Source organism: Paenibacillus rubinfantis, from assembly GCF_001486505.1.
In the GTDB taxonomy this organism is placed as follows: Bacteria; Bacillota; Bacilli; order Paenibacillales; family Paenibacillaceae; genus Fontibacillus; species Fontibacillus rubinfantis.
Window position 1 is genome coordinate 440,595 of record NZ_LN909063.1, and the last position, 24,578, is coordinate 465,172.

Sequence of the window (24,578 nt, forward strand, 5' to 3'; positions counted from 1 at the left end):
TACCTTGATAGCTACCTTTCCCGTGTTCCTCCTCTGGTATATAATGGGTGTGGACTTTTTCATCATGGCAAGCCTACTTCCAAAAAACGCCCTAAGGAGGTTGTTGACATGAAGTACGTCAGTTTGGGAAGAACCGGATTGAAGGTCAGCCGTCTGTGCCTAGGAACGATGAATTTTGGGCCAACGACAGACGAGAAGGAAGCGTTTCGCATCATGGACGCGGCGATTGACGCCGGCGTTAATTTCTTCGATACGGCCAATGTCTACGGTGGAACGTCGCATCGCGGCTGGACCGAGGAGATCATCGGGCGTTGGTTCGCGCAGGGCGGCGGCCGGAGAGAGAAGGTTGTGCTGGCCACGAAGGTGTACGGGGCGATGAGTGAACCTGCTGCTGCCGATCCCAATGAAAGCGGTCCCGGCCTATCGGCTTATAAAATCCGCCGCCATTTGGAGGATTCGCTGCGCCGGCTTGGTACGGACCATATCGAACTGTACCAGATGCATCATGTCGACCGTAACGTCTCTTGGGATGAGTTATGGAGCGCTTTTGACGTTGCGCAAAAACAAGGGAAAATCGGCTACGTCGGCTCCAGTAATTTTGCCGGGCGGGATCTGGTGAAGGCGCAATATGAGGCCAAAGCTCGCGGAGCGCTGGGACTGGTTTCGGAACAGCATAAATACAGCCTGTTGTGCCGCTTGCCGGAGCTGGAGGTTCTTCCTGCAGCCGAGGAACTGGGGATCGGCGTGATCCCATGGAGCCCGCTGGACGGCGGGATTCTCGGCGGGAATCTGAATCCGCAGCCAGGCTCGCGGTCGGCTAAACAGACCGAGCGGATCGAGAAGCTGCGCCCGCAGCTGGAGCGGTTCAGCCGGCTGTGTAAAGAACTAGGCGAGTCGGAAGCTACAGTGGCGCTGGCTTGGACGCTGGCTCATCCGGCCGTTACGGCCCCGATTATCGGACCGCGAACGCTGCAGCAGTTCGAGGAAACGCTGCGGGTCGTGGACGTCGAGTTAAACGAGGAGACGCTTAAGGCGATCGACGAGATCTTCCCGGGTCCGGGCGGAGACGCGCCTAAAGCCTACGCCTGGTAAGGTCATACGAGGAAGGGGAACGAGACGATGATTCGATACGAACGGGGCACGGACCTGGAAATGAGCACGATTTATCAGGCGTTTCAGCGCGGATTCGCCGATTACATCATTCAATTTAACTTGACCGAAACGGAGTTTGCGGATCGTTTCTTTGGCCCGGAAGGCAATGCGCGGGAGCATTCCTTCGTGGCTCTCGACGGTGATGATGCCGTGGGCGTTGTCCTTGGCGGCAATAAGGTTTACGAATCCGTTCAAACGATGCGCTGCGGCGCACTGGCCGTCAGCCCGGAATACCGGGGCAAGGGCGTAAGTGCAGGCCTCATGGACCTGCACCGGGAGGAAGCGCTGCAGGCCGGTTGCAAGCAGCTGTTCTTGGAGGTCATCGCCGGGAATGACCGGGCGATTGCTTTTTATCTAAAAAGAGGATACCGCCGCGTTTACGACGTCTCGTTCTATACGCTTCCCGATGCCTCCCGATTGGAAGCCCCAACAGGGGCTTCTGCGGGAGCGGGGGTAGCGCGGATTGAGTTTGAGTCCTTTGCCGAAATGGTGGGTCCGTGGAAATATTTTCACATCAATTGGCAAAACGATTTGGAGTATCAAGAGCGCAGTCCTTCCAATGCCTATTACGGTGTCCGGGTAGACGGCGAATGGGCGGGGGGCCTCTCCATCAGTGCGAACGGCAAAATCAACCTGCTGATCGTCAGCAACCGCCATCGGGGAAAAGGGATCGCCACCCGGCTGCTGGCCGCGGCCCGCGAGGAGTTGGGGTTCGTCAAATTTACGGCCTCTACGCCGAATAATGCGCTGCTGGAAGGGTTACTGGAGCGGCGTGGATTCGTTCGCGACAAGATCAGCCTGCATGAGATGTACCTTCGGTTATAATATGCGGCATCCCAGACCTAAAGTGTTGACACCGGCCTGGGATTTCGTTTATCATCATGTAGACCGATCGGTCTAATCTATGCGGAAAGGTACCGGTATACATGCCCAATCCGAATCAAACCCGGCAACTGCTCATCGAAACAACGGCAAAGCTGCTGCAGAGCCAAGGCTATAATGCCACGGGGCTGAATCAAATCACCCAAATCAGCGGTGCGCCCAAGGGGTCGTTGTATTATCATTTTCCGGAAGGCAAGGAACAGCTGGCGTGTGAAGCCGTTGGGTATACCAAAAACGTAACTTTGGTGAGCTTGCGCACCGTGCTGAACTCCACGGAGGATGCCGTTGGGGCTGTGCAAGCGCTGTTGCTCCTCATTGCTAACAATTACGACCGCGAGGATGCGGAACTGGGGGTGCCGATTGGCATCATCGCTCACGAGACCGCACGCAGCAACGAGAATATTCGTCAGGCCTGCTGCGGAGTCTACAACGCCTGGATCGCCGAATTCGAGAAGAAATTTATCGCCTCCGGCTACAGTGCGGAAGAATCGGCGGATTTAGCAGTACTGATTAACGGAATTGTGGAAGGCTCAATCATCATGTGCTTAACGCAGAAGAGCAGTCGACCGCTCCATACGGCAGCCCGACTGATTCCGCGGCTCTTTCCTTCCTGAGCGCTGTTGCTTGGAGGGCCCTGACGGGCGGTGAGGGAGGAGAGATTCGCGACCCTATATTTAAAATTTTATATATAGAATGGTCTATTCCAGTTGATAGAGCTAACCCCAAGGCAAGCCTTGCCTTGTTCATATATATAAAACCTAAACAGAGACGTAAAGTCCAAAATAGGAAGATGTGGAGGTAACCCTACAAATGAATACATCAACAACGGCATCGGCTCAAGGAGCCGGTGTGGAAGGGATCAGGCGTCTGCCTATTACGATTGCCCTGGTCATCGGGGCCTTTGTGTCCATTCTGAACGAAACCTTGCTGAACGTAGCCTACACCGACCTCATGCAAGAGCTGAAGGTGGGGCCTTCAACGATACAATGGCTTTCTACTTCTTATATGTTGGTTATTGGGATTCTGGTGCCCATTACGGCCCTATTGATTCAATGGTTTACGACGCGACAGATGTTCCTGTCAGCAATGATCCTGTTCCTGGTCGGAACCGTCGTCTGCGGCATCGCCCCTTCATTTGCTGTCCTGCTGTTGGGCCGGATCATTCAAGCGATCGGGACGGGACTGCTGCTTCCGGTAATGATGAACACCATTCTAACCATCTACCCTCCGGAAAAAAGAGGCGCGGCCATGGGGACAATTGGCCTCGTCATCATGTTTGGACCAGCGATTGGCCCAACCTTGTCCGGTCTCATTCTGGACGCGTTGGATTGGCGTTGGCTGTTTTATCTGGTGATCCCGCTCGCGGTATTATCCATCGCCTACGGTGCGCTGTATTTGCGGAACGTCTCGGAATTGACGAGACCCCGGGTGGATCTGCTGTCCATTCTGTTGTCGACAGCCGGATTCGGCGGCATCGTGTACGGCTTTAGCCACGCAGGCGAAGGCGAGGGCTGGTCGAGTCCCGTCGTTTATGCCTGCCTGATCGTTGGATTTATCTCTTTACTCTTATTCGTTTGGCGGCAATTAAAAGTCTCCGAGCCGACCTTGGACGTTCGCGTCTTTAAATACCCGATGTTCGCTTTATCTGCGGTGCTGTTGATGGTCATGATGATGACCTTGTTCTCGACGCTGATTATCCTGCCGATGTACCTGCAAGGTGCGTTGCTGTTAGCGCCGTTCGCCGCCGGCCTCGTGCTGCTTCCCGGCGGGGTGATCAACGGTCTGATGTCGCCGGTGGCGGGCCGGTTGTTCGATAAATTTGGCCCGCGCGCACTGATCGCACCAGGACTTATCATCGTCATCGCCACATTGTGGTTCATGCGCGGCTTGTCGACGGACAGCTCGACCGGCGAGATTATCGCCCTGCATATCACGCTGTTGATCGGCATCTCTCTGGTGATGATGCCGGGCCAAACGACAGGGCTTAACCAACTGCCGCGCAGCTTGTATCCGCATGGCACCGCGATCATGAACACGCTGCAGCAGGTGTCTGGTGCCATCGGCACCGCATTGTTCATCAGCATTTTCTCGCATGGTCAGGAGCGTTACCTGAAAGCTTCGGCGAATCCGCAGGATCCGGCCGAAGTGGGGAACGCGCTGGTGTCCGGGATGCAAAATGCCTTTACGATCTCGATGTACGTCGGCGTAGTGGCGCTGCTGATCGGCTTGTTCCTGAAACGCACCTACGCGCCGGATGAGGCACAGGGAGCGATGAGCAACCATCCGGAGTTCAAGCCGGAGGTTAAACCGGAAGTACGTTAAGCTTAAGAAGAATGCGGCCGTCTAGGTTACAAGCGGTCGCGGACAGGGGCCGGTTCGGTGGAAAACTTCCACCGGGCCGGTTTTTTCCGTTTTCACAAATGTGAACATTATGGAAAACTTGCCGATTTCGATTGAACATCCGGCGGTGAACAGGGATGATGGCATAGTAGGTTTTTGCATCCCGTGAATGGATAGCTAGCCAGATCCCATTTGAACGGAGTGAATCATTTGTGACTAGACCCTCCCACATGATCGGCGTACTGCTGGCGCAGGTCGGCACACCGGCGGAGCCGACCGCCAAGGCGGTGCGGCCCTTTTTGCGCCGTTTTCTATCCGACCGGCGCGTCATCGATTATCCGCCGCTGCTGTGGCAGCCGCTGCTGCGCGGCGTGATCCTGGCCGTCCGCCCGAAGCGCTCGGCCCGGCTGTATGCCCGCATTTGGGGCGAGGAGGGCTCGCCCCTGCTGGCGATCTCGCGCCGGCAGCAAAGCGGCCTGCAGCAGCGCCTCGGCGATCGCTACAAGGTCGAGCTGGGCTTCGCCTACAGCGAGCCGGACATCGCCCAGGCGATCAGCCGCTTAGAAGCGGCGGGGGTGGAACGTATCCTCGTCCTGCCGCTCTACCCGCAGTACTCGTCAACAACCACCGCGGCCATCTATGATGCGGCTTGCTTTGCCGCCCTCGGCAAGAACCGGCGGTCGGGGCCGTCTGCGAAGCGGTTTGTGCCGGAGCTTCGCCTGGCGGGCGCCTTCTTCGACCATACCGGCTACATCCGCGCGATGCAGACGCATCTGGCCGCGCTGCTGCAGCGCCTTCCGCAGCCGCCGGACCACGTCCTGCTCAGCTTTCACGGCATTCCGCAGCGGTACGCCGACAGCGGCGACCCGTACCCGGAGCAGTGCCGCGAAACCGCGCGCCGCTTAGCGGAGGCGATGGGCTGGCCGCCGGAGCAATGGGATCTCGCGTTCCAATCGCGGTTTGGTCCGGAGACGTGGCTGGGCCCCTCCACGGGGGAGCAGCTGCAGCGCTTGGCTGACCGTGGGGTGAAGCGGCCGCTGGTGTTTGCTCCCGGATTCGTGAGCGACTGCCTGGAGACGTTGTACGAATTGGGCGTTGAAGCGAGGGAGGATTTCAACGCTCGCAGCGCCGGTGCCTCGGACGCTGACGGGTTTACGCTCGCCCCCTGCTTAAACGATCAGCCGGATTGGCTGGATGTCCTCGCGGAGGTGGTTCGGGACCAAACCCAGGGCTGGATCAACGGCTAGACGATGTGCGGCCAGAAGCCGCAAGCCTCTAAGGGAAGACAAACTCCCGGAATGGCTATACTGACAACAAGAGTGTAGTGTACATAAGGAAGGGGTATTCGTTTTTTATGGAACGATTTTTTAAGCTAAAAGAACATGGAACGACGATACGAACCGAGCTGCTTGCCGGATTAACAACGTTTCTGGCAATGGCGTACATCCTGGTGGTCAACCCCGCGGTGCTGAGTGCTGCCGGCGTTCCGTTTGACCAGGTGTTTATGGCTACGGTCATCGCGGCCGTCACCGGTACGCTGTTTATGGCGTTGTTCGCCGGTCATCCGATCGCCATCGCCCCCGGGATGGGGTTAAACGCCTACTTTACGAGCGTTGTCGCCAGCACGGGGTTATCTTATCAGACAGTGCTCGGCACGGTGTTCTTTGCCGGGGTGCTGTTTCTGCTGCTGAGCTTGACCCGTCTGCGGGAGGCGCTGATCCGCGCGATTCCCGATTCGTTAAAGTTCGGAATTACCGCCGGCATCGGGTTGTTTATCGCTTTTCTGGGGCTCAAAATGTCCGGCATCGTCGTGGCGAATCCCGACAACCTGGTGACTTTCGGTGATCTGCACCGTTCGGTGACCTTGCTGACTTTGTTTGGCGTATTTGTCACGCTGGTGTTGATGGCCCGCCGCATTCCCGGCGCACTGTTTATCGGCATGGCGCTGACCGCGGTGCTTGGCTATTTCACCGGGCAACTGAAATTGGACGGCTTCGTGTCCGTTCCGCCGGCTCCGGTGTTCTTTGACTTGGATTTATCCGGCGTCTTTAGTCAAGGGCTGTACACGACGGTATTCGCATTCCTGCTCGTCACGCTCTTCGATACGACCGGCACGTTAATCGGCGTCACCGAACAAACCGGCGCGATGAAGAATGGCGAGCTGCCTCGGGCAAAGGCTGCGCTGCTTGCGGATGCGACGGCGACCACCGTCGGCTCGATGTTTGGCACGAGCCCCACGACCGCTTACATCGAGTCGACCACCGGCGTAGCCGCAGGCGGCCGTACCGGCCTAACGTCGCTCGTCGTTGCGGTTCTGTTCCTGCTGTCGATGTTTATCTCGCCGCTGGTGGGGGCGATTTCGGGGCTTCCGGCCATCACCGCACCGGCCTTGATTATCGTCGGATGCTTTATGATGGAAGGCCTGGCTCGCATTCAATGGAAATCGTTTGACGAGGCGTTCCCCGCCTTCGCCATCCTCTTAATGATGCCGCTCACGGCAAGTATCGCTACCGGCATCGCCGTCGGGTTCATCACGTATCCCGTCATGAAGCTGGTCAGCGGCAAAGGGCGGGAGGTTCATCCGCTGCTTTACGTCTTTGGCCTGATCTTCATCGTTCAACTGGCCTTTTTCCCGGCGCATTAAGGAAATTAAGAAGAATTTGTTACCCGTTTTAACCAGGGTGAGACCCTTTTTTCAGCGGGCCGTCATATAATGAACCTGTAAGCCATACAATGGATATCCTGAGGCGATAATTTCGCCTGATGGGCTAACATGGAAAGGCGGACCTAAGATGAAAAATTGGTTTGCAGCGCTGCTTCCCTTGGCGCTGGTTGTCATGCTTCCCGCGCTCGACGCCAAGGCCCCAGAGTCCGTAGAATTTCTTGCGGGAGCGGGGAACCAGACGGCTGCTGTCGGGACGGCGGAGATCCGGGTACCGGAGACGGTCACGGTGTATCTGAATGCGGTGGATCTTGGAGCAGGCGGCGGAACGCTGTCCGCAGATCCGATCCTGTGGTATCAGGGAGAGGAAGCGGCGGCGATCATGGCGGAACGCGAACCGGAGGCCGGGATCGACGGACCGCCAAACGGTTATTATATCGTGAATGACGAAGAGGAAGCGGTCACTTACCCGGTTTCCCCGGATGCGGAGGTTCGGCTGCAAATTTATGACCGCACCGGCCAGCCGGAGGATATTGAAATCGTGGCGAATGAAGGGGTATCCCTTCAGAAATTCGGCGAGTTGTTCGGAAGAACAGAGCTGCTCGACCTCAGTCAATTTCCTTACCACGTGACACTTCAGGACGGGAAAGTCGTACGGATTGTGCAGCAATACGTGCCGTAATCCAAACCTGCCTGATCAAATGAATAAAACCCAAAGCCGGAGGGGAACGCCGGCTTTTTTTGTTTGAACGTTTGTCAATAAAAACGTGTAGCACTATTTTATGGTTGTAGTATAATAATTCCTTAGACGCAGTACTTTGTACCTAAAAATTCCCAGCGACAGGGCTGTGGTATAGCCTCGGATCAAGGAGGTATGGAACAGATGGATGCCCATCACATTCATAACAAAAACGTCTGGATGCTGAGACTGCTCGCCGGCTTTTTTGCCATTGCCAGCGTGATTCACGTGCTCGCCAGCCGGAATATCGATGCGGCACAACCGATTTTGGGGGGTTCCATGCTGCTGGTTCTTGCCGGTTTTGTCGGAAGCCGCCGTTGGCCGCGCTTTACGATGATGTTAACGCTAGTGATGTTATTCATATATCTCAACGTCATGGTATTAACGGATATGTCCGTGACAAGCTATATTTTCCTGGGGTTGCTGCCGCTTCTCAGCTTGATCTATCAAAATGTTGTGGCCGTTGCCGTAGCAGGCACGCTGCATCTCATCTCAATGTTGTTTTTTGTACTCGTCTATCGAGAATCGTTATTCAACGGGGAACTGGACCGGTCTGACGCCAGTTATTTTCTGGTGTATGGCCTGTTGATCCTCTCGTTTTGCTTAATCTACATTCTAATTACAAGAAGATTGTCCCAGCGCGCCGAAGACAGCGAACAGCGCTTGCGCGACATCCTTGAAAGCGCATCCGTAGGGATCTGGACGTATGATTTCACCACGATGGAGCTGGAAGTGTCCGATAGCTTCGAACAAATTACCGGGTATTCGCGCCAATCCTTGAAGGGGCACATCAGCCGGGTACAAGAGATGATCTATCCTGATGATTTAGGCCTGTTCTACGAGGTGCAGCAGGAGATGATCATCCAAAAAAGAAGCTCAAATAAGGAGTATCGGATTGTCCGGCCGGACGGCGAGATCCGATGGATTCAAGGCCGGGGACGACCGTATTTTAATGCGCTGGGAAATCTCGTACGTCTGGAAGGCGTCATTATCGAAATCACCGAACGGAAGCAATTGGAGGATACGATTCACTTCCTGGCCTTCCATGACGAGTTGACCGGACTGGCGAACCGAACCAAATTTAATGCGAAGTTTGAGGAAACGAAAGGCCACGGTCAGCCGATTGCTTTGATGTTCCTGGATCTGGACAATTTTAAGGAAGTTAACGATACATTCGGGCACGAAGCCGGGGATGAATTGCTGAAGCATATTGCCAGCCGACTAGTGTCTTTGGTACGGGCCGAGGATATGGTTTGCCGCTTGGGCGGAGACGAGTTTGTGATTCTGCTGGTGGACTTAAATGAGGACGGGGTCATCAAGGTCATGGACCGGATTCGCTCCAGCCTGGCCGAGGGGTATGTGTACCGGGGAACGCTCATCGGCGTTTCGGCAAGCATCGGCACCAGCATGTCACTGGACGGGAACGCCAGCTTGGAGGACATGCTTCGGCTCGCCGATGCCACGATGTACGACGTCAAACGGGGCGGCGACTCGATCCGGGTGACCACCGAACGGAACCTGCCGCTGCCCAGCTGACTACTTTTTCGATCCCTTGTTTTCCTTGCGTTCCAAATAGACGGCGCCCAGCCACTGGCTAGCAGCAAACAGCACCACCAAACCGAGAACCAGCAGAAAGCGGTTGTCCCCTTTGCGAAGCAGCATTTGCAGGAGGAATAGGGCGACCGCCACCTCGGTCCACATCAAACCGCGTTTGCGCAGCGCCTTGAGGTCGTACGCCCCGGAACTCATTTTCCGCAGATTCCAAACGGCAACGACGGCAAGGATCAGAAGAAAAATCAATGACCCGATCAGGTCTTCTCTGGAGAACATAGACAATATGCGAACCCCTCTTCAATACTTGGATAGGTACAACTTACTTTGCATTTTAGCTTAACCAAACAGGTCTGGCAAACCAGCCGGAGTTCCGGCTTCTTGCCTACGCATTTTCCACCTCGCTCCAATGCTTCAACCGCGCCCTCAGCCTAAGATTGTTCTCTTTTTCACTTTGTCAAGGACATATCCAACAGCCATTATTTCAAAAATAAGATATCTTCTTTTTAACTAGACAAAAGAGGATGATGGAGAATGGCGATCACCAAATTTCTCAAGCTGGTCGAAATCCAGACCAAAGCGGCCAGCATGATTCCGCTGCTATTCGGCACGATATATGCCGTTTATCGGTTCCATGTTTTTGAGCCCTGGCATTTTGCCCTAATGTTCATTTCCCTGCTAAGCTTCGACATGACGACGACGGCGATCAACAATTATTACGATTACAAAAAAGCCACTCGCAAGCATGGTTACGGCTACGAAAACCACAACGCTATCGTGAAGTACAACATGAATCCGGCTGCGGTGCTGGTTTTGATTATCGTGTTGTTCACCATCGCGGTGACTGCCGGTATCTTGCTGTTTCTTCAAACCGGATGGCTGCTGCTGCTGCTCGGCGGGTTGTCGTTTGGGGTGGGTATCCTGTATTCCTTTGGGCCGATTCCGATTTCCCGGATGCCGCTGGGCGAAATTTTTTCCGGCTTGTTTATGGGATTTGTTATTATATTCGTATCGGCTTATGTTCACGCAGGCGACCGATTGGCCTCGCTGTCGCTGGAGGGCGGCACGGTGACGCTTCAAGTTCATTTGCTGGAGACGTTGCTGGTGTTCCTGATCTCGATTCCGGCGATCCTTGGGATCGCGAACATCATGCTGGCCAACAACATATGCGATATGGAAGAGGATATTGAAAATAAACGCTACACCCTGCCGGTGTACATCGGAAAAGGGCCGGCGCTGATCCTGTTTAAGCTGCTGTATTATGCGGCCTATGTAGATGTGATCGTATTGGCTCTCCTTGGAGTTCACCCGATCATTCTGCTGTTGGTGCTCCTTACGGTGGTCCCGGTATCGAAAAATATCAAAACGTTCACCGCACAGCCAACGAAGCAGTTTACGTTTGGTTTGTCGGTGCAAAATTTCCTGCTGACTAATGCGGCGCGCATTATCGTGCTGGGCCTTGCGATCGTTCTCCCCTTCTGAAACGTGTTGCCGGGGCATCAGGCGATGAATGCCAGCCGCTGGATTGGCTGGAGTTCAGATGGAGGCGAAGGACGAAATGGACAAGGTGCGGTTTGGCTTAATCGGCGGCGGATGGCGGGCGGAGTTTTATCTGCGGATTGCCCGCGCGTTGCCGGAGCGGTTTGAAGTGAGTGAAATCTATATGCGGGATGAAGCAAAAGGCCGGGAAGCCGCCCAAGCCTGGGGCGTTCCGGTCACTTCGCGCTGGGAGGCGTTCCTTGAGCGGCGAAACTTCGACTTTGCCGTGATGTCGCTGCCGCGTGTGGTGACGCCAGAGTTCCTTATCCGGCTCTCGGCCGCGGGCACCCCCGTCCTGACGGAGACGCCGCCGGCAGCGGATATGGAAGGCCTGCTGCGGTTGTATGAGACGGTGGGCTCCGCTGCGCAAATCCAGGTAGCCGAGCAGTTCCTATTCCAGCCGATGCATACGGCTCGCCTTGCCGTTGCCCGCTCCGGCCTGCTGGGCGAAGTTTCGCATGTGCAGGTGTCCGCAGGGCATGGCTATCACGGTATCAGCTTGATCCGGCAACTGCTCGGGGTGGGATTCGAGGAAGCGGAAATTCGCGGGGAGCAGGTCACCTCCCCGCTGGTGCAAGGTCCCGGCCGCGGCGGTTGGCCGGAAGAGGAACGGATCGTCTCCTCCGCCCAGACGATCGCGCTGCTGCGTTTCGGCGAGCGGACGGCCTTGTTCGATTTCACCTACGACCAATATTTCTCGCCGATCCGCCGCCACCGCGTGCTGGTGCGCGGGGCCCGGGGTGAAATCGATGGCGTCGAGCTCCGCTATCTCCGCGACTTCCGCACCCCGGTCGAGCTGCAGCTGCGCCGGGTGGATGCCGGCCAGGACGGCAGCCTCTTGGGGTATTACCACGAGGGTGTGCTGGCCGGCTCCGAGTGGGTGTACGAGAACCCGTTCCGTCCCGGACGGTTAAGTGACGAAGAGATCGCCATCGCCACCAGTTTGGAACGGATGGGGCGTTATGTGCAGGGTGGCCCTTCCTTCTACAGCTTGGCTGAAGCCGCCCAGGACCAATACCTCTCGCTGATGCTTGAGGAGGCGGTTCGCTCCGGGCAGACCGTACAAACTAAGCGTCAGCCTTGGGCTTTTTAGCTTAGGAGTTCATTTTTCGGTTATAAACCACTCTTGACCAAAAATAAACGGCACAACCGATTAATAAAATGGTCAGTTGCCATCCAGCTTCACCCTTAATGACAAAGTCGTATAACGACCAGGCTAAAAGGGCGATCGTATAAAAGATAAATCCGTATTTGGTGGATTTCTCATTTTGATATTGTTCCATTTCATCCGCCTTGCGCAGCTTCATATCGGTTCCTCCTCATAATGAAATAACTTCTCGATGGGTGTGTTTAGGTGCTTGGATAACTTATACGCCAAGGATAACGTAGGGTCATATTTATTGTTTTCAATGGCATTTATCGTTTGTCGGGTCACTCCGCATTGCTTAGCCAGTTCTTCCTGGGAAAGTTTTAAACCTTTTCGAATCACGCGAATGTTATTTTTCATTCAACCACCTAAACCAATGGATATAAAATGTAAAGAGCTTTTTACATTTCTCATTATATAGTTGTATTCATCAAAATGTCAAATATCTTTTACATAATCGATCATAGAAAAAGCAGGCTGAAGTGATTTAAACACTTTCATCCTGCTATTTCTGTGGCTTGAGCGAAAGGTTACAGTCGTTTCTTCGGAGCGATCATCACGCCTGCACCGATGGCAATCAATGCGATGGCTAGAACCGGCTGGCCAAAGACCAGGCGGTTATACAGCGAACCCAGCGAGAAGACGGCGAAGAACAACAGCGAAAGCACCGTCAGAATGTTGATAGGGATCAAGAGGTATTTGTTGCGGTTGCCAAACCAATAGAACTCAAACAAGCCGACAGCCGGGGCCAAAATAAAGCCCGGCCATAAATACTCCCAACTGTTGAACAACGTGGCTAGCTGGCAGACCAGGCCGACGGTGAAGAGGATTCCCCCGGGAATCAACAGGCCGGTTGCTCTGCGATCGGTGACCGAAAAATACATCCAGTGGAAGAACAGTCCGAGCGGAAGGATGAACAGGGTAGGCCAGAAGGTGCCGAAGAGCGTTCCCGCGCTGATCGCTTCCTTGCGGAAGAAGAGGAGGTAGATACCGAGCAGGACAAGCGCGGGACCAATCCATGATTTTCTATTCAAATTCATATCCAATCTCCTTTGCCTATGTACTCAACTGATAACAGCATACTACAAAACCGCAAGGATGACTTCAGTCTCTAGGGGAGCCGTGAAACTGGACCTAAGTCCAGTCTATTGCCGAGAATAAAAACAACCCGGGGAAGAAACGCTAACCCAAGGAATAGGCAGAGCGACCATTCCATCCATCACGAAACGCTCAGGAGGTTAGAACGATATGGAAAATAACAAGCAGCAACGGAAGCCGGGCACGGGAAACGGCAGCAGCAACGAGCAGAACCAAACGACCGGCAACGGGGGAGAAGCGCATAACGGACGCTTGGCTACGGTCAAGAACCACCGCACCGAAGGCGGAGAGACGCTAAACGAATTTATTACCGGCCAAGATAAGTACGAGGGTTAAAGGATAAAGCCAAAAGCCGCTGCACAGCGTACTGTGAGCGGCTTTTTTGCGGCGATTTATTTCTGCGTGCTGTGCTGCTTGGTGGGAAGCTGGCCAGCCGGGTTGCCGTGGCCGCGTTTTTTGTTCTTGGCTTGCTTCTGCTGCTGATCCTGAACCTTCTCGACGAATTCGTGCAGATTTTCCATGAGGTCGATCGACTCCTTGGCTGAAGTATGGTTGGTTTGTTGATGTGGTTGAGGTTGTAGACGATGGTTCGGGATTACTATACCCCGTTCCCCCGATTTTCATCAGGCGAGGTGATCTATACTTGTCCGTACAAGACAGGTACAATGAAGGGGACAATCACGGGAAAAGAGGGTGCATGTCATGGAACATACGAACAACCGCCAGCTGCGATGGGGTATTGTTGGCTGCGCAGGGATCGCGATCAATGCAGTGATGCCGGCCATTCAACAATCCACAAGGGGGAGCCTTGCCGCTGTCGCCAGCCGCAGCCTGGAGAAAAGCCGGGAGGTCGCCAGCCAGTTTGATATCCCAAAAGCCTACGGCAGTTACGAAGAGCTGCTGGCGGACGCGGATATCGATGCCGTCTATATTCCACTGCCTAACCATTTACATAAAGAATGGGCGATTCGCGCGGCCGAAGCTGGCAAGCACGTATTGTGCGAGAAGCCGCTCGCGCTAACAGCCGCTGAAGCCGAAGAGATGGCGGCTGCTGCTGCCAAAGCCGGCGTTGTGCTGGCGGAAGCGTTTATGTACCGCCATCATCCGCGATGGAGCCGGATTCGCGCGATCCTGGACGGCGGCGAGATCGGGGAGCTCCGCGCCATTCGCGGGGCGTTTACGTTTAACAACGCCGAGGATCTGGTCAACATCCGGCTGAAGCCGGAATGGGGCGGCGGCTCGCTGTATGACGTCGGCTGCTATCCGCTCAGCGCGGCGCGGTTCCTGCTCGGCCAAGAGCCGGAAGCGGTTACCGTGTTAGCCCAGTTCTCCGACCGTCACGGCGGCGTCGACATGATGGCCTCCGGGCTGGCGGAATTTCCCGGCGGCATCGGACTGACGTTCGATTGCGGGATGTGGACCGAACACCGCCAACTGCTGGAAATCGTCGGCTCGGAGGGGACGATCGAGCTGCCGTTGGCCTTCACCGCCGGCGGGGAGGACGCCGCGTTTACCGTCACTGTGCGCGGGGAGAAACGCACAGTGGTGCCGGAAGCGGCCAATCCTTACGTGGCCGAGCTGGATGATTTCGCCGCCGCGGCTTTTGGCGAACGTTCGCCGCGCTTTACGCCAGCTGATGCCGTTAAAGGCATGGCCGTGCTGGAGGCGTGCTTGATTTCGGCGAGAGAGAGACGGCGGGTCGAGTTGTAGGATTTGAAGAGCTTCGAAATACCGGGCATTCGCTCGGCTCAGGATACTCCGACAGGGGGCTGGGCCAGAGGGGATGCCTTTTTGGTAGGCATCATTTTCATTTTAAAATGGTTGACAGTGCCAAAAATGAGACGGTATAATTCAAACTAATTGATAATGAATATCATTATCATAAAATCGTCTGTCCTGCCGGCAGCGAGAAACTTGAACTTCCTCCTGGCCAGGGGAAGGAAAGTAAGGACGAACACTATGAAGAAAACTTATATGGCAGTGCTGTTGGTTCTATTATCCCTCGTTTCCTTGTTTATCGGCGTCGGGGAGGTATCGCTTGCGGCGCTGCTGCGTTTTGATCCGGAGCAATGGGAGCTGCTGCGAATCAGCCGGGTTCCCCGTTTGATCAGCATCCTTATCGCCGGGGTCAGCATGAGCATCGCTGGATTGATTATGCAGCAGCTGACCCGCAACAAATTCGTATCCCCGACAACGGCGGGTACGATGGATTCCGCGAGCTTTGGCATTATGGTGTCGCTGCTTGTTTTTACGGCCGCGGGGCCGCTTGTTAAAATGTCCGTCGCCTTCGTTTTCGCCCTGCTTGGCACTTATTTATTTATGGCAATTCTCAATCGGGTGAAATACAAAGATGCGATCTTCATCCCGCTGGTCGGGTTGATGTTTGGCGGTATCGTTGCATCGGCAACCACTTTTTTTGCATACAAATACAATTTGATTCAGAGCATGTCCGCCTGGCTGTACGGGGATTTCTCCATGATCCTGCAGGGGCGTTACGAGCTGTTGTATATCAGCGTCCCGCTAGTGGTGTTGTCCTACATCTACGCCAATAAGTTTACCGTGGCGGGTATGGGCGAGGAATTTTCCGTGAATCTCGGATTGAACTACAAGCAGGTCGTCAATATTGGCTTGGGCTTGGTGGCACTGGTGACCGCTGTCGTCGTGTTGACGGTCGGATCGATTCCTTTTCTCGGACTGATCATCCCGAACCTCGTCACCCTGTTCCGCGGTGATAACTTGAAAGACAACTTAACCCATACGGCTTTGCTGGGTGCGGTTTTCGTGCTGGCCTGCGACATTTTGGGCCGTGTGATCATCTATCCGTACGAAGTGTCAATCGGACTTACGGTTGGGGTGATCGGAAGCGGGATTTTCCTGTATCTGCTGATGAGGAGAAAGACATATGAGCCTTAAAGCCAAACTTTGGACCCTTGCCGGCATCGCCGTTCTGCTTGCGGTCGTCTTCATGACGATCGATGCGGGAGGACAGTGGGACTACATATTGCCGCGGCGTGGCAAGAAACTGATCGCTATCCTTCTCACAGGTACCGCCATCGCTTTTTCCACGGTTGTGTTTCAGACCATTACGAACAACCGGATTCTTACGCCGAGCATCATTGGACTGGATTCGCTCTACATGCTGCTGCAGACGGTGATCGTCTTCTTTATCGGTGGTACGGCTCTGACGTTGATGAGCAGGAATCTGCGTTTCGTCATGGCGGTGGGGCTTATGGTTGTGTTTGCGATGGTGCTGTATCGGATGCTGTTTCGCAAGGAGGGGCGCAACATTAACCACCTGCTGCTGATCGGGATTATTTTCGGCACGTTTTTTTCCAGCGTGACCTCCTTTCTGCAGAAGCTGATCGATCCCAATGAATTCCTGGTGATCCAGGATAAAATGTTCGCCAGCTTTAACAATGTGAATTCCGATTTGCTGTTGATTTCGCTGGCAGGGGTGCTGCTGGTGGCGCTTTATTTTACGAAATTCGCCAAGTATTTGGATGTGTTGTCTTTAGGGCGGGATCATGCGGTCAACCTCGGCGTCAGCTATGAGTACGTCGTCAAGAGGATGCTGGTCGTCGTGGCGATTCTCATCTCCATTTCGACGGCATTGGTTGGGCCGATCACGTTCCTGGGTTTGCTGGTTGCCAATGTGGCGTATCAATTCCTGAATACCTACCGCCATAAAATCCTGATTCTCGGTGCTTCCTTGATCGGCTTTATCGCCTTGGTCGGCGGTCAACTGATCATTGAAAGAGTGTTTACCTTCTCCACTTCGCTTAGTGTCATCATCAACTTTGCCGGCGGGGTGTATTTCATCTATCTGCTGCTAAAGGAGAATAAATCGTGGTAAAGGTCAGTGGAGTAACCAAACTATATGGCGGCAAAAAGGTCGTCGACAACGTGTCGTTGGAGATCGCCAAGGGCAAGATCACATCCTTTATCGGACCAAACGGCGCGGGGAAGAGCACCTTGATGTCCATGATCAGCCGGCTGATTGCCAAGGACGAGGGCGAAATTCGGATCGAGGACCGGGAAATCGGCCAGTGGAAAAGCGGGGAGCTTGCCAAGAAAATATCGATTCTGAAGCAGTCCAATCACATCAATATTCGGCTTACGGTAAGGGATCTCGTCAATTTCGGGAGGTTCCCGTATTCGCAGGGGCGCCTGACGAAAGAAGACGAAGCGTATGTCGAGGAAGCGCTCCGTTATATGCACCTGGATGCCATGCAGCACAAGTTCCTGGATGAGTTGAGCGGAGGGCAGAAGCAACGGGCGTTTATCGCTATGGTGATCGCGCAGAACACCGAATATGTGCTGCTCGATGAGCCCTTAAACAATCTGGATATGAACCATTCGGTGCAAATCATGAAGGTGTTGCGCCGATTGGTGGACGAATTGGGGAAAACGGTGATTTTGGTCATCCACGACATTAATTTTGCCTCCTGCTATTCCGATTACATCGTAGCGCTGAAGGAGGGCAAGGTGGTCAAGGAAGGGCCAACCGCGGAAATCATCGAACCGTCCGTGTTGCGGGAGGTTTATGACATGGACATTCCGGTCCAGGAGATCGGCGGCAACAAAATCTGCGTGTATTTTAATACGATATGACAAAATGAGGGGGAGTTTTCAAAGTGAAGGCAAAGAAAATTTCGTTACTGTTCATGAGTCTAATGTTGGTATTCGCGCTTGCCGCATGCGGGAGCAATAATAGCAGTAGCAGCGGGAATACAAGCGGGGGGACGGAAGCCGCGTCCAGCACCAATACGACGGAGCCGGTGGCCGCAGCGCCTGCTGAGAATGAAGAGATGACGATCAAGCACCAGCTTGGCGAAGCCACCTTGAAGAAAAATCCGGCGAAGGTTGTCGTCTTCGACTACGGTACGCTGGAAACGCTCGACAAGCTGGGTGTGGAGATCGCTGCGGTACCGCAGGGTAACTTGCCGAGCCACCTGGAGAAGTACAACGACAGTAAATACACGAATGCCGGCACGTTGTTCGAACCGGATTTCGAGAAGCTGAATGCGTTGAAGCCGGACGTGATTTTCATCTCCGGACGCTCGTCCGAAGCTTATGAGGAATTGAACAAAATCGCCCCTACGATATTTATGGGGGTAGATACGCAAAACTATATGGCTTCCTTCACTGAGAATGTAAAGACGATGGGTGAACTCTTTGGCAAAGAAGCGGAAGTCGAGCAGGAGCTGGCTGCCATCAATGATTCGGTTAAAGCGGTGAACGATCTGACCTCGGCAAGCGGCAAAAAAGGGCTGATCATCCTGACGACCGGCGGCAAAGTCAGCGCCTTTGGTCCAGGCTCGCGCTTTGGCATCATCCATGATGTATTGGGCGTCACGCCGGTGGATGAGAGCATTAAGGTCGATACGCACGGGAACTCGATCTCCTTCGAATTCGTTGCCGAGAAGAATCCGGATTACCTGTTTGTCGTAGACCGCGATGCGGTCGTCACCGAAGAAGGCAAACAGGCGACATCGGCCAAGGAAATCGTCGAGAATGACCTTGTGAAGAAGACGAATGCCTATAAAGACGGCAAGATCGTCTATCTGGATCCGAGCTACTGGTACCTTTCCGGCGGCGGACTGATCTCCGTTCCGGAAATGATCAAGGAAGTACAGGAAGGGATTCAGTAATATAGTTGTGCTAGAAAAAGGCGGATTGCTTGGGAACTCCCAGGCAACCCGCCTTTTTGGTATGCTAACGGACTCAGAAGCCCTTATTAGGGTACAAGTCCAGGTTTCACTTTTCTAACGGACTCAGGAGTCCTTATTCCGGCCTGCAACGGTGGATTTGCCTTCATAGGAGTCCAATAAGGTCATTGGAGTCCGTTACAGCGGGAAATCTCCGGGAAATGAACCGATAAGGTCCGTGGAGTCCGTTAGCCAAGCAATCCCAGTCCATTGACCCGTGCAACGTGTCCTTAACGCACGTGCATCTCATTCGGATGCGAGCCTTTGCGACGGTTGAGGTTCAAACCGTTGATCTGCTCCATTTCGGCGTCGGTTAAGTTGAAGTCGAACACGTTGAAGTTCTCTTCGATCCGCGCAGGGGTGACCGATTTCGGGATAACGATCGTATTGTTCTGCAGATGCCAGCGAAGCACAACCTGAGCCGGTGTCTTGCCATGGGCTTCAGCAATGGATTTCACAACAGCATCAGTGAGTACCTCGCCGCCTTGCTCCAGCGGGCTCCAAGCTTCAACGAAGATGTCGTGCTGGGCGCAGAAGGCTTTCAGCTCGTTTTGCGCCAGATGCGGGTGGCATTCCACTTGGTTCAGCACAGGCTTGATTTCCGTTTCCTTCAACAGGCGCTCCAGATGCTCGATCTCGAAATTACATACGCCAATCGCTTTGACGCGACCGTCGCGGTACAGTTTCTCTAGCGCTTTGTAGGTTTCTACATACTGATCCACTTGCGGCATCGGCCAGTGAATCAGGTACAAATCGACATAATCCAGTCCAAGTCTCGCGAGGCTCTCGTCATAGGCGCGGAGCGTACGGTCATAACCCTGATCGCTGTTCCATACTTTTGTGGTAATAAACAGCTTCTCGCGGGAGATGCCGGACTGCTTGATCGCTTTGCCGACGCCAACCTCGTTGCGATAGATCATCGCCGTATCAATCGAGGTATAGCCTACCTCCAGCGCCTTGGCTACTGCGGCGGTAGCCCCTTCGTCGGGCACTTGCCATACACCAAATCCCAGCTGTGGCATTTGTAATCCGTTATTTAAAGTGACGAAATTCATGAGATGTCGCTCCTTCTCTTGTCTACTTCCTTAATTTCAGGGTGAGTATAGCATTCCCAGGTACGATTTTCAAATTGCAATCCCAACAGGCCAGGCGGAAGATGACATACTCGCGTTGCTCCGCCCATATTCTCATAATAACGAAGGAGAAAAAGGAGGAGGCTGAACTTTCTTCATTAAGCCCTCATGGAACCTTCATGCAGCCCAGAGGCGGACGTGGTACTATTTATTATAGATTTTAGAATAAGTCTAAGTGCAATAATAAATTGAAAGGAATGATAGGATGGATAACCGGTTGACAACGAATCAGGGCGCTCCGGTAGGCGATAATCAAAATTCTCGGACGGCGGGGGGGCGTGGGCCTACGCTGTTGGAGGATTACCATTTGCTCGAGAAGCTGGGGCATTTCGACCGTGAACGGATTCCGGAACGCGTCGTGCATGCGCGCGGTGCAGGCGCCCATGGCGTTTTCGTTACCGAGCGCAGTATGGCGGAGTTTACGAAAGCCCATTTCCTGCAGGAGGCCGGACGCGAAACCCCGGTGTTCGTTCGCTTCTCCACGGTGATTCACGGGCAAGGCTCGCCGGAAACGGCGCGGGATCCGCGGGGATTTGCCGTGAAATTCTATACCGAGGAAGGCAACTACGATCTGGTGGGCAACCATATCCCGGTGTTCTTCATCCGTGACGCGATCAAATTTCCGGACATGGTCCACTCGCTGAAGCCGGCCCCGGACACAAACATTCAAGACCCGGCACGGTATTGGGATTTCATGACCCTGTCGACCGAATCTACGCATATGATGACGTGGGTGTTCTCGGACCATGGGACGCCGGCGAATTACCGCCAGATGGACGGCTTTGGCGTTCATGCCTTTAAGTGGATTAATGCCGAAGGCAAGATCACATACGTTAAATACACCTGGAAATCGAAGCAGGGAGTGAAAACCCTCTCCGCCGCCGAAGTCCAAGAGGTGCAAGGCCGGGATTTTAACCACGCAACGCGGGATCTGTATGATCACATCGAAGACGGGAATTTCCCGCAGTGGGAGCTGAACGTACAGCTGATGCCGGTAGAGGATTTGGATATCTGGAGCTTCGACCCGCTGGATCCAACGAAGGTATGGCCGGAAGACCGCTATCCTTTGGTGAAAATCGGCACGATGACGCTGAACCGCAACCCGCAGAACTTCTTCGCGGAAGTGGAGCAATCGGCGTTCTCGCCAAGCGTGCTCGTCCCCGGCATCGAACCGTCCGAAGATAAGCTGCTGCAGGGTCGCTTGTTCTCCTACCCGGATACCCAGCGTTACCGTCTTGGTGCCAACTACTTGCAAATCCCGGTCAACTGTCCGTATGCCCCGGTGCGCAATCACCAGCGGGACGGCTTCATGAACGTGAAGCAGGATCCGTCGCCAATTAACTATGAGCCAAACAGCTTTGATTCGAGTCCGAAAGAAGATCCGGCTTATCGTGACAGCGTAGTACCGGTCAGCGGACAGATTGGTCGCGAGAAAATCGCCAAAACCGACGATTTCACCCAAGCGGGCGAGCTGTACCGGAGCTTCACCGCTGAGGAGAAGGATCATCTCATTCACAACCTGGTGAACGATCTGAAGCAGACGCCGGAGCAGGTTCAACTGCGCGCCGTATGCAACTTCTTCCGTGCCGACAAGGAGTACGGTATGCGACTAGCGCAAGGGCTTGGCGTGGATATCAGCGGCTTCATCCCATCCAATTCTCAGGGATAATCAATCCCTTTTCTATAAAGAGGGCATCTTTCGTACCGCTTGCGGTTCGGGAGGTGCCTTTTTGTGTGAGGAAAACCTCCGCTAGCGATGGGAAATTTATGGTAAACTGAGGGCAGTTGAAAGGAGTTGAGTCGATGACGACAACAACGAGTCCGGTGATTAAGCTGAAGGATTTACGCATGAGTTATGGAGGAAACCCCGTCTTGAACGGTGTTGATTTGGAGGTGTATCCAGGTCAGATTATCGGGTACATCGGGCCTAATGGTGCGGGAAAAAGCACAACCGTCAAAATCATGCTTGGCCTGGTCGAGGGTTATGAAGGTGAGGTACAAGTCTTTGGCCAAAATCCCAGCGATGGCGGCGTTGATTACAAGAAGCGTATCGGATACGTTCCGGAGATTGCCGAGCTTTACGATACGCTGACTGCTCGCGAGTACCTGACATTTATCGGGGAGCTGTACGGCTTATCCGCCGATGAAGCGGAGATGAAAGCCCGCCGAATGATGACGGAGTTTGGGTTGGGGGATGTGATTCATGCCCGAATCTCTACGTTCTCCAAGGGAATGAAGCAAAAGGTGCTGCTGATTTCCAGCCTGCTTCACAATCCGGACGTGCTGTTCCTGGACGAGCCGCTCAGCGGGCTTGATGCCAACAGCGTCATGGTCGTCAAGGAAATGCTTGCGCTGTTGGCGGCGCAGGGCAAAGCGATCTTTTACTCCTCTCATATTATGGATGTCGTCGAGAAGATCAGCAGCCGGATCGTCCTGTTGGACGGGGGCCGGATTGTAGCCGACGGCAGCTTTGACGAGTTGAAGGCCCAGAACCATGAAGGGTCGCTGGAACAGATCTTCAACCAATTGACCGGGTTTAACGAGCATCTGGATATTGCCGGCCGGCTCGTGTCCATCGTACAAGAGGTGTAGCGGATGGAAGAGATGAAGAGCTTGCAGGTGTTGGACCGATTCCGCGGATTATTCGAGAAGATGGGCGTGGATTATCCGGTGATGCGCCGAATCGTACAGGTGAAACTGGCGATGGATGCGAGAAGGGTGCCTACATTGACCAAAGGTTCGAACAAGAGGCAGAAAGAGGATGCCGGGGATAGCAACCAGTTTCTGCGTTCGCTCTGGTTGTACGTGATTTTTGGCGGACTTAGCTCGATGTTTGTATTGATGGGGGACCATCTGCTGTTTCAGATGAGCCTCCTGTTTGGGATTATGATGTTTATGGTCATGACCTCGATGATCTCCGATTTCTCCTCGGTGCTGCTGGATGTTCGGGATCGAAGCATCCTGGCGACCAAGCCGATCAACCGCCGGACGATCACGATGGCGAAGACGGTACATATCTTTATCTATTTATTCTTTCTGACCGGAGCCATCGCGGTGATTCCGCTGGCGGTTGGGCTATTCCGGCAGGGGATCGGATTTTTTGCCTTGATGCTGCTGGAGCTGATCCTGATGGATTTGCTGATCGTAGTGCTGACCGCGCTGTTGTATCTGGTTGTACTGCGGTTTTTTGACGGCGAGAAGCTGAAGGATATGATCAATTACGTGCAGATCGGGATGACGATCACGATTGCGGTGGGGTATCAGGTGTTGGTCCGGCTGTTCGATTTTACGGCGATGGACATCGCCTTCAAGCCGGCGTGGTGGCAGTACCTGTTACCGCCGGTCTGGGTTGGCGCTTCCTTTCAAACGCTGCTTCATCCAGGCGAAGGCCTCACGTATGCCGGGCTGGCGGCGTTGTCCATCGTTGTTCCGCTGGCCGCTTTCCTGCTGTACCTGAAGCTGATGCCGGCGCTGGAGCGCAACCTGCAGAAGCTGGCGGAACCTAGCGTTAAGGGCGGCCAGGGTTCGGGAAAAGCGCTGCGCCGAATCTCCGATTGGCTCTGCTCTACGCCGCAGGAGCGCGCCTTTTTCCGGTTTGCCTGGACGATCATAGGGACGGAACGCGAGTTTAAACTAAAGGTATACCCTTCCTTAGGTTTCTCCATCGTGTTTCCCTTCATTTTCTTATTCTCAAACGGGCTGGATCAGGGTTTGGACGGAATCTCCGGTTCCCGCTCGTATTTGTTCATTTATGCTAGCGGCATTATGCTGCCAACGCTTATCATGATGCTGCGTTACTCCAGCCGATATAAAGCAGCCTGGATTTATCGGACCGCCCCGATCTCCGGCGAAGCGCCCATTTACAAAGGGGTCCTGCTGGCAAGTTTGGTTCGGCTCATGTTGCCTTTGTATGGGGTGGAGGCAGCGATTTTCGCCGTGCTGTTTGGAGCTTCCATTATCCCTGATTTGATTGTGGCAGGGCTGGCAATGCAAGCTTATGCCCTTATCTGTTTCCTGGGCTTACGCAAGGGGTTGCCCTTCTCCGAGCCGTTTGAAGCGGCCGGACAGCAAAATCAAACCTTTGTAATCATGGGGTTGATGCTGTTGCTTGGCGGGTTTGGCTTGCTGCATTGGCTGGCGACGACCCTTCCGTTTGGGATTGTGGCGTATGGGATTCTGTTGATTGCAGGGACTTGGCTTGCGTGGAGACTAGCTTTCCGGACGCGCGGAACGCGGAAGGAGGAGACGCCGGATGGCCTCTAGCGTCGATGGGCCGCGGATTCGCCGGGAGAAGGCCACCGTGGCCCGGATGATCGCGTTGTATTGCCGCAAGGTTCACGGCGACAGGGAGCGGACCCGCCGGAGGGCGGGGGACCGTTCCACAGCAGCCCCCTTATGCGGCGAATGCGCCGAGCTTCACCGATATGCTGAGCAGCGGCTGGACCGCTGCCGGTTCGGTGAAGGGAAGAGCACCTGCCTTACGTGTCCCGTGCATTGTTACGCGGCCGACCAGCGGGAGCAGATCCGCCGGGTGATGGCTTTTGCCGGACCTCGAATGCTGTGGCATTACCCCGTCCTCACAATGCTGCACCTGCTCGACGGAATCAAGAAGTCCCATTCACAGTAA

26 protein-coding genes are annotated in these 24,578 nt (G+C 54.4%); 20 read left to right on the plus strand and 6 right to left on the minus strand.

The window, feature by feature from the left end; translation table 11 throughout:
• Window positions 1–108 precede the first annotated feature (108 nt).
• The 8 genes from BN3277_RS07090 to BN3277_RS07125 all read left to right on the plus strand — a co-directional run bounded on the left by BN3277_RS07090 (window position 109) and on the right by BN3277_RS07125 (window position 9,311).
• Window positions 109–1,092 carry an aldo/keto reductase gene (locus BN3277_RS07090; RefSeq protein WP_059041564.1) on the plus strand — a complete coding sequence of 328 codons (984 nt, stop codon included), beginning with the start codon at window positions 109–111 and terminating at the stop codon, window positions 1,090–1,092.
• Between the two features lie 27 nt (window positions 1,093–1,119).
• Window positions 1,120–1,977 carry a GNAT family N-acetyltransferase gene (locus tag BN3277_RS07095; RefSeq protein ID WP_059041565.1) on the plus strand — a complete coding sequence of 286 codons (858 nt, stop codon included), beginning with the start codon at window positions 1,120–1,122 and terminating at the stop codon, window positions 1,975–1,977.
• Between the two features lie 101 nt (window positions 1,978–2,078).
• Entirely contained in the window at window positions 2,079–2,648 is a 570-nt protein-coding gene (locus tag BN3277_RS07100) for a TetR/AcrR family transcriptional regulator (protein WP_059041566.1), read from the plus strand.
• A gap of 196 nt (window positions 2,649–2,844) precedes the next feature.
• Window positions 2,845–4,356, plus strand: a complete 1,512-nt coding sequence (locus tag BN3277_RS07105) for an MDR family MFS transporter (protein ID WP_059041567.1) — start codon at window positions 2,845–2,847, stop codon at window positions 4,354–4,356.
• A gap of 248 nt (window positions 4,357–4,604) precedes the next feature.
• The gene (gene hemH, locus BN3277_RS07110) at window positions 4,605–5,621 is read left to right on the plus strand and encodes a ferrochelatase (RefSeq protein ID WP_082691356.1); all 1,017 of its coding nucleotides are present in this window, start codon (window positions 4,605–4,607) and stop codon (window positions 5,619–5,621) included.
• Window positions 5,622–5,728: 107 nt separating this feature from the next.
• On the plus strand, window positions 5,729–7,018 hold the full coding sequence (locus BN3277_RS07115) for an NCS2 family permease (RefSeq protein WP_059041568.1): 1,290 nt from the start codon (window positions 5,729–5,731) through the stop codon (window positions 7,016–7,018).
• A 148-nt stretch (window positions 7,019–7,166) separates the two neighbouring features.
• Complete coding sequence (locus tag BN3277_RS07120; protein WP_059041569.1) at window positions 7,167–7,718, plus strand: hypothetical protein; 552 nt, start codon at window positions 7,167–7,169, stop codon at window positions 7,716–7,718.
• Window positions 7,719–7,919: 201 nt separating this feature from the next.
• Window positions 7,920–9,311 (plus strand): sensor domain-containing diguanylate cyclase, encoded by a 1,392-nt coding sequence (locus tag BN3277_RS07125; protein WP_059041570.1) that lies wholly within the window; start codon window positions 7,920–7,922, stop codon window positions 9,309–9,311.
• On the opposite strand, the gene BN3277_RS07130 is transcribed toward BN3277_RS07125, so the two are convergent.
• The gene (locus BN3277_RS07130) at window positions 9,312–9,605 is read right to left on the minus strand and encodes a hypothetical protein (RefSeq protein WP_059041571.1); all 294 of its coding nucleotides are present in this window, start codon (window positions 9,603–9,605) and stop codon (window positions 9,312–9,314) included.
• Window positions 9,606–9,860: 255 nt separating this feature from the next.
• On the opposite strand from BN3277_RS07130, the gene menA reads away from it, so the two are divergent.
• Both menA and BN3277_RS07140 read left to right on the plus strand, forming a co-directional pair.
• Window positions 9,861–10,808, plus strand: coding sequence for a 1,4-dihydroxy-2-naphthoate polyprenyltransferase (menA, locus tag BN3277_RS07135; protein ID WP_059041572.1), 948 nt, complete (start codon window positions 9,861–9,863; stop codon window positions 10,806–10,808).
• 28 nt (window positions 10,809–10,836) lie between these two features.
• The gene (locus BN3277_RS07140; RefSeq protein WP_232436353.1) at window positions 10,837–11,958 is read left to right on the plus strand and encodes a Gfo/Idh/MocA family protein; all 1,122 of its coding nucleotides are present in this window, start codon (window positions 10,837–10,839) and stop codon (window positions 11,956–11,958) included.
• 1 nt (window position 11,959) lies between these two features.
• Here the strand turns inward: BN3277_RS07140 and BN3277_RS07145 are convergent, their stop codons facing one another.
• The 3 genes from BN3277_RS07145 to BN3277_RS07155 all read right to left on the minus strand — a co-directional run bounded on the left by BN3277_RS07145 (window position 11,960) and on the right by BN3277_RS07155 (window position 13,052).
• Window positions 11,960–12,172 carry a hypothetical protein gene (locus tag BN3277_RS07145; protein WP_187380040.1) on the minus strand — a complete coding sequence of 71 codons (213 nt, stop codon included), beginning with the start codon at window positions 12,170–12,172 and terminating at the stop codon, window positions 11,960–11,962.
• Window positions 12,169–12,372 carry a helix-turn-helix transcriptional regulator gene (locus tag BN3277_RS07150; protein ID WP_059041573.1) on the minus strand — a complete coding sequence of 68 codons (204 nt, stop codon included), beginning with the start codon at window positions 12,370–12,372 and terminating at the stop codon, window positions 12,169–12,171. Before BN3277_RS07150 ends, BN3277_RS07145 begins: the two co-directional genes overlap by 4 nt.
• A gap of 170 nt (window positions 12,373–12,542) precedes the next feature.
• On the minus strand, window positions 12,543–13,052 hold the full coding sequence (locus BN3277_RS07155; protein ID WP_187380041.1) for a hypothetical protein: 510 nt from the start codon (window positions 13,050–13,052) through the stop codon (window positions 12,543–12,545).
• A 208-nt stretch (window positions 13,053–13,260) separates the two neighbouring features.
• Here BN3277_RS07155 and BN3277_RS07160 point away from each other — a divergent pair, with 208 nt between their 5' ends.
• The gene (locus tag BN3277_RS07160; protein WP_059041574.1) at window positions 13,261–13,446 is read left to right on the plus strand and encodes a hypothetical protein; all 186 of its coding nucleotides are present in this window, start codon (window positions 13,261–13,263) and stop codon (window positions 13,444–13,446) included.
• A 56-nt stretch (window positions 13,447–13,502) separates the two neighbouring features.
• On the opposite strand, the gene BN3277_RS24990 is transcribed toward BN3277_RS07160, so the two are convergent.
• Complete coding sequence (locus tag BN3277_RS24990; protein ID WP_082691358.1) at window positions 13,503–13,631, minus strand: DUF4023 family protein; 129 nt, start codon at window positions 13,629–13,631, stop codon at window positions 13,503–13,505.
• A gap of 181 nt (window positions 13,632–13,812) precedes the next feature.
• Here BN3277_RS24990 and BN3277_RS07165 point away from each other — a divergent pair, with 181 nt between their 5' ends.
• The 5 genes from BN3277_RS07165 (at window position 13,813) to BN3277_RS07185 (ending at window position 18,761) form a co-directional block, all read left to right on the plus strand.
• The gene (locus BN3277_RS07165) at window positions 13,813–14,820 is read left to right on the plus strand and encodes a Gfo/Idh/MocA family protein (protein ID WP_059041575.1); all 1,008 of its coding nucleotides are present in this window, start codon (window positions 13,813–13,815) and stop codon (window positions 14,818–14,820) included.
• Window positions 14,821–15,069: 249 nt separating this feature from the next.
• Window positions 15,070–16,023, plus strand: coding sequence for an ABC transporter permease (locus BN3277_RS07170; RefSeq protein WP_059041576.1), 954 nt, complete (start codon window positions 15,070–15,072; stop codon window positions 16,021–16,023).
• On the plus strand, window positions 16,013–16,963 hold the full coding sequence (locus BN3277_RS07175; RefSeq protein WP_059041577.1) for an iron chelate uptake ABC transporter family permease subunit: 951 nt from the start codon (window positions 16,013–16,015) through the stop codon (window positions 16,961–16,963). The genes BN3277_RS07170 and BN3277_RS07175 overlap by 11 nt, the downstream gene beginning before the upstream one ends.
• A complete protein-coding gene (locus tag BN3277_RS07180) occupies window positions 16,957–17,721 on the plus strand; it encodes an iron ABC transporter ATP-binding protein (protein WP_059041578.1) in 765 nt (254 codons plus the stop codon). Before BN3277_RS07175 ends, BN3277_RS07180 begins: the two co-directional genes overlap by 7 nt.
• A 53-nt stretch (window positions 17,722–17,774) precedes the next feature.
• On the plus strand, window positions 17,775–18,761 hold the full coding sequence (locus BN3277_RS07185) for a siderophore ABC transporter substrate-binding protein (RefSeq protein WP_059041824.1): 987 nt from the start codon (window positions 17,775–17,777) through the stop codon (window positions 18,759–18,761).
• A 287-nt stretch (window positions 18,762–19,048) separates the two neighbouring features.
• On the opposite strand, the gene BN3277_RS07190 is transcribed toward BN3277_RS07185, so the two are convergent.
• On the minus strand, window positions 19,049–19,873 hold the full coding sequence (locus BN3277_RS07190) for an aldo/keto reductase (RefSeq protein ID WP_059041579.1): 825 nt from the start codon (window positions 19,871–19,873) through the stop codon (window positions 19,049–19,051).
• Between the two features lie 283 nt (window positions 19,874–20,156).
• On the opposite strand from BN3277_RS07190, the gene BN3277_RS07195 reads away from it, so the two are divergent.
• The 4 genes from BN3277_RS07195 (at window position 20,157) to BN3277_RS07210 (ending at window position 24,578) form a co-directional block, all read left to right on the plus strand.
• On the plus strand, window positions 20,157–21,620 hold the full coding sequence (locus BN3277_RS07195; protein ID WP_059041580.1) for a catalase: 1,464 nt from the start codon (window positions 20,157–20,159) through the stop codon (window positions 21,618–21,620).
• 134 nt (window positions 21,621–21,754) lie between these two features.
• Window positions 21,755–22,543, plus strand: coding sequence for an ABC transporter ATP-binding protein (locus BN3277_RS07200; protein ID WP_059041581.1), 789 nt, complete (start codon window positions 21,755–21,757; stop codon window positions 22,541–22,543).
• A gap of 3 nt (window positions 22,544–22,546) precedes the next feature.
• Complete coding sequence (locus BN3277_RS07205; RefSeq protein WP_059041582.1) at window positions 22,547–24,214, plus strand: hypothetical protein; 1,668 nt, start codon at window positions 22,547–22,549, stop codon at window positions 24,212–24,214.
• Entirely contained in the window at window positions 24,204–24,578 is a 375-nt protein-coding gene (locus BN3277_RS07210; protein WP_059041583.1) for a nitrous oxide-stimulated promoter family protein, read from the plus strand. Before BN3277_RS07205 ends, BN3277_RS07210 begins: the two co-directional genes overlap by 11 nt.

What these genes read in the sequence shown, in the direction of transcription:
- BN3277_RS07200 (WP_059041581.1), top strand. Translation starts at nt 21,755, where the DNA reads ATGACGACAACAACGAGTCCGGTGATTAAGCTGAAGGATTTACGCATG.
- BN3277_RS07105 (WP_059041567.1), top strand. Translation starts at nt 2,845, where the DNA reads ATGAATACATCAACAACGGCATCGGCTCAAGGAGCCGGTGTGGAAGGG.
- BN3277_RS07150 (WP_059041573.1), bottom strand. Translation starts at nt 12,372, where the DNA reads ATGAAAAATAACATTCGCGTGATTCGAAAAGGTTTAAAACTTTCCCAG.
- hemH (WP_082691356.1), top strand. Translation starts at nt 4,605, where the DNA reads ATGATCGGCGTACTGCTGGCGCAGGTCGGCACACCGGCGGAGCCGACC.
- BN3277_RS24990 (WP_082691358.1), bottom strand. Translation starts at nt 13,631, where the DNA reads ATGGAAAATCTGCACGAATTCGTCGAGAAGGTTCAGGATCAGCAGCAG.
- menA (WP_059041572.1), top strand. Translation starts at nt 9,861, where the DNA reads ATGGCGATCACCAAATTTCTCAAGCTGGTCGAAATCCAGACCAAAGCG.
- BN3277_RS07145 (WP_187380040.1), bottom strand. Translation starts at nt 12,172, where the DNA reads ATGAAGCTGCGCAAGGCGGATGAAATGGAACAATATCAAAATGAGAAA.
- BN3277_RS07165 (WP_059041575.1), top strand. Translation starts at nt 13,813, where the DNA reads ATGGAACATACGAACAACCGCCAGCTGCGATGGGGTATTGTTGGCTGC.
- BN3277_RS07210 (WP_059041583.1), top strand. Translation starts at nt 24,204, where the DNA reads ATGGCCTCTAGCGTCGATGGGCCGCGGATTCGCCGGGAGAAGGCCACC.
- BN3277_RS07170 (WP_059041576.1), top strand. Translation starts at nt 15,070, where the DNA reads ATGAAGAAAACTTATATGGCAGTGCTGTTGGTTCTATTATCCCTCGTT.
- BN3277_RS07095 (WP_059041565.1), top strand. Translation starts at nt 1,120, where the DNA reads ATGATTCGATACGAACGGGGCACGGACCTGGAAATGAGCACGATTTAT.
- BN3277_RS07125 (WP_059041570.1), top strand. Translation starts at nt 7,920, where the DNA reads ATGGATGCCCATCACATTCATAACAAAAACGTCTGGATGCTGAGACTG.
- BN3277_RS07175 (WP_059041577.1), top strand. Translation starts at nt 16,013, where the DNA reads ATGAGCCTTAAAGCCAAACTTTGGACCCTTGCCGGCATCGCCGTTCTG.
- BN3277_RS07130 (WP_059041571.1), bottom strand. Translation starts at nt 9,605, where the DNA reads ATGTTCTCCAGAGAAGACCTGATCGGGTCATTGATTTTTCTTCTGATC.
- BN3277_RS07090 (WP_059041564.1), top strand. Translation starts at nt 109, where the DNA reads ATGAAGTACGTCAGTTTGGGAAGAACCGGATTGAAGGTCAGCCGTCTG.
- BN3277_RS07115 (WP_059041568.1), top strand. Translation starts at nt 5,729, where the DNA reads ATGGAACGATTTTTTAAGCTAAAAGAACATGGAACGACGATACGAACC.
- BN3277_RS07190 (WP_059041579.1), bottom strand. Translation starts at nt 19,873, where the DNA reads ATGAATTTCGTCACTTTAAATAACGGATTACAAATGCCACAGCTGGGA.
- BN3277_RS07140 (WP_232436353.1), top strand. Translation starts at nt 10,837, where the DNA reads ATGCCAGCCGCTGGATTGGCTGGAGTTCAGATGGAGGCGAAGGACGAA.
- BN3277_RS07160 (WP_059041574.1), top strand. Translation starts at nt 13,261, where the DNA reads ATGGAAAATAACAAGCAGCAACGGAAGCCGGGCACGGGAAACGGCAGC.
- BN3277_RS07185 (WP_059041824.1), top strand. Translation starts at nt 17,775, where the DNA reads ATGAGTCTAATGTTGGTATTCGCGCTTGCCGCATGCGGGAGCAATAAT.
- BN3277_RS07155 (WP_187380041.1), bottom strand. Translation starts at nt 13,052, where the DNA reads ATGAATTTGAATAGAAAATCATGGATTGGTCCCGCGCTTGTCCTGCTC.
- BN3277_RS07205 (WP_059041582.1), top strand. Translation starts at nt 22,547, where the DNA reads ATGGAAGAGATGAAGAGCTTGCAGGTGTTGGACCGATTCCGCGGATTA.
- BN3277_RS07195 (WP_059041580.1), top strand. Translation starts at nt 20,157, where the DNA reads ATGGATAACCGGTTGACAACGAATCAGGGCGCTCCGGTAGGCGATAAT.
- BN3277_RS07120 (WP_059041569.1), top strand. Translation starts at nt 7,167, where the DNA reads ATGAAAAATTGGTTTGCAGCGCTGCTTCCCTTGGCGCTGGTTGTCATG.
- BN3277_RS07100 (WP_059041566.1), top strand. Translation starts at nt 2,079, where the DNA reads ATGCCCAATCCGAATCAAACCCGGCAACTGCTCATCGAAACAACGGCA.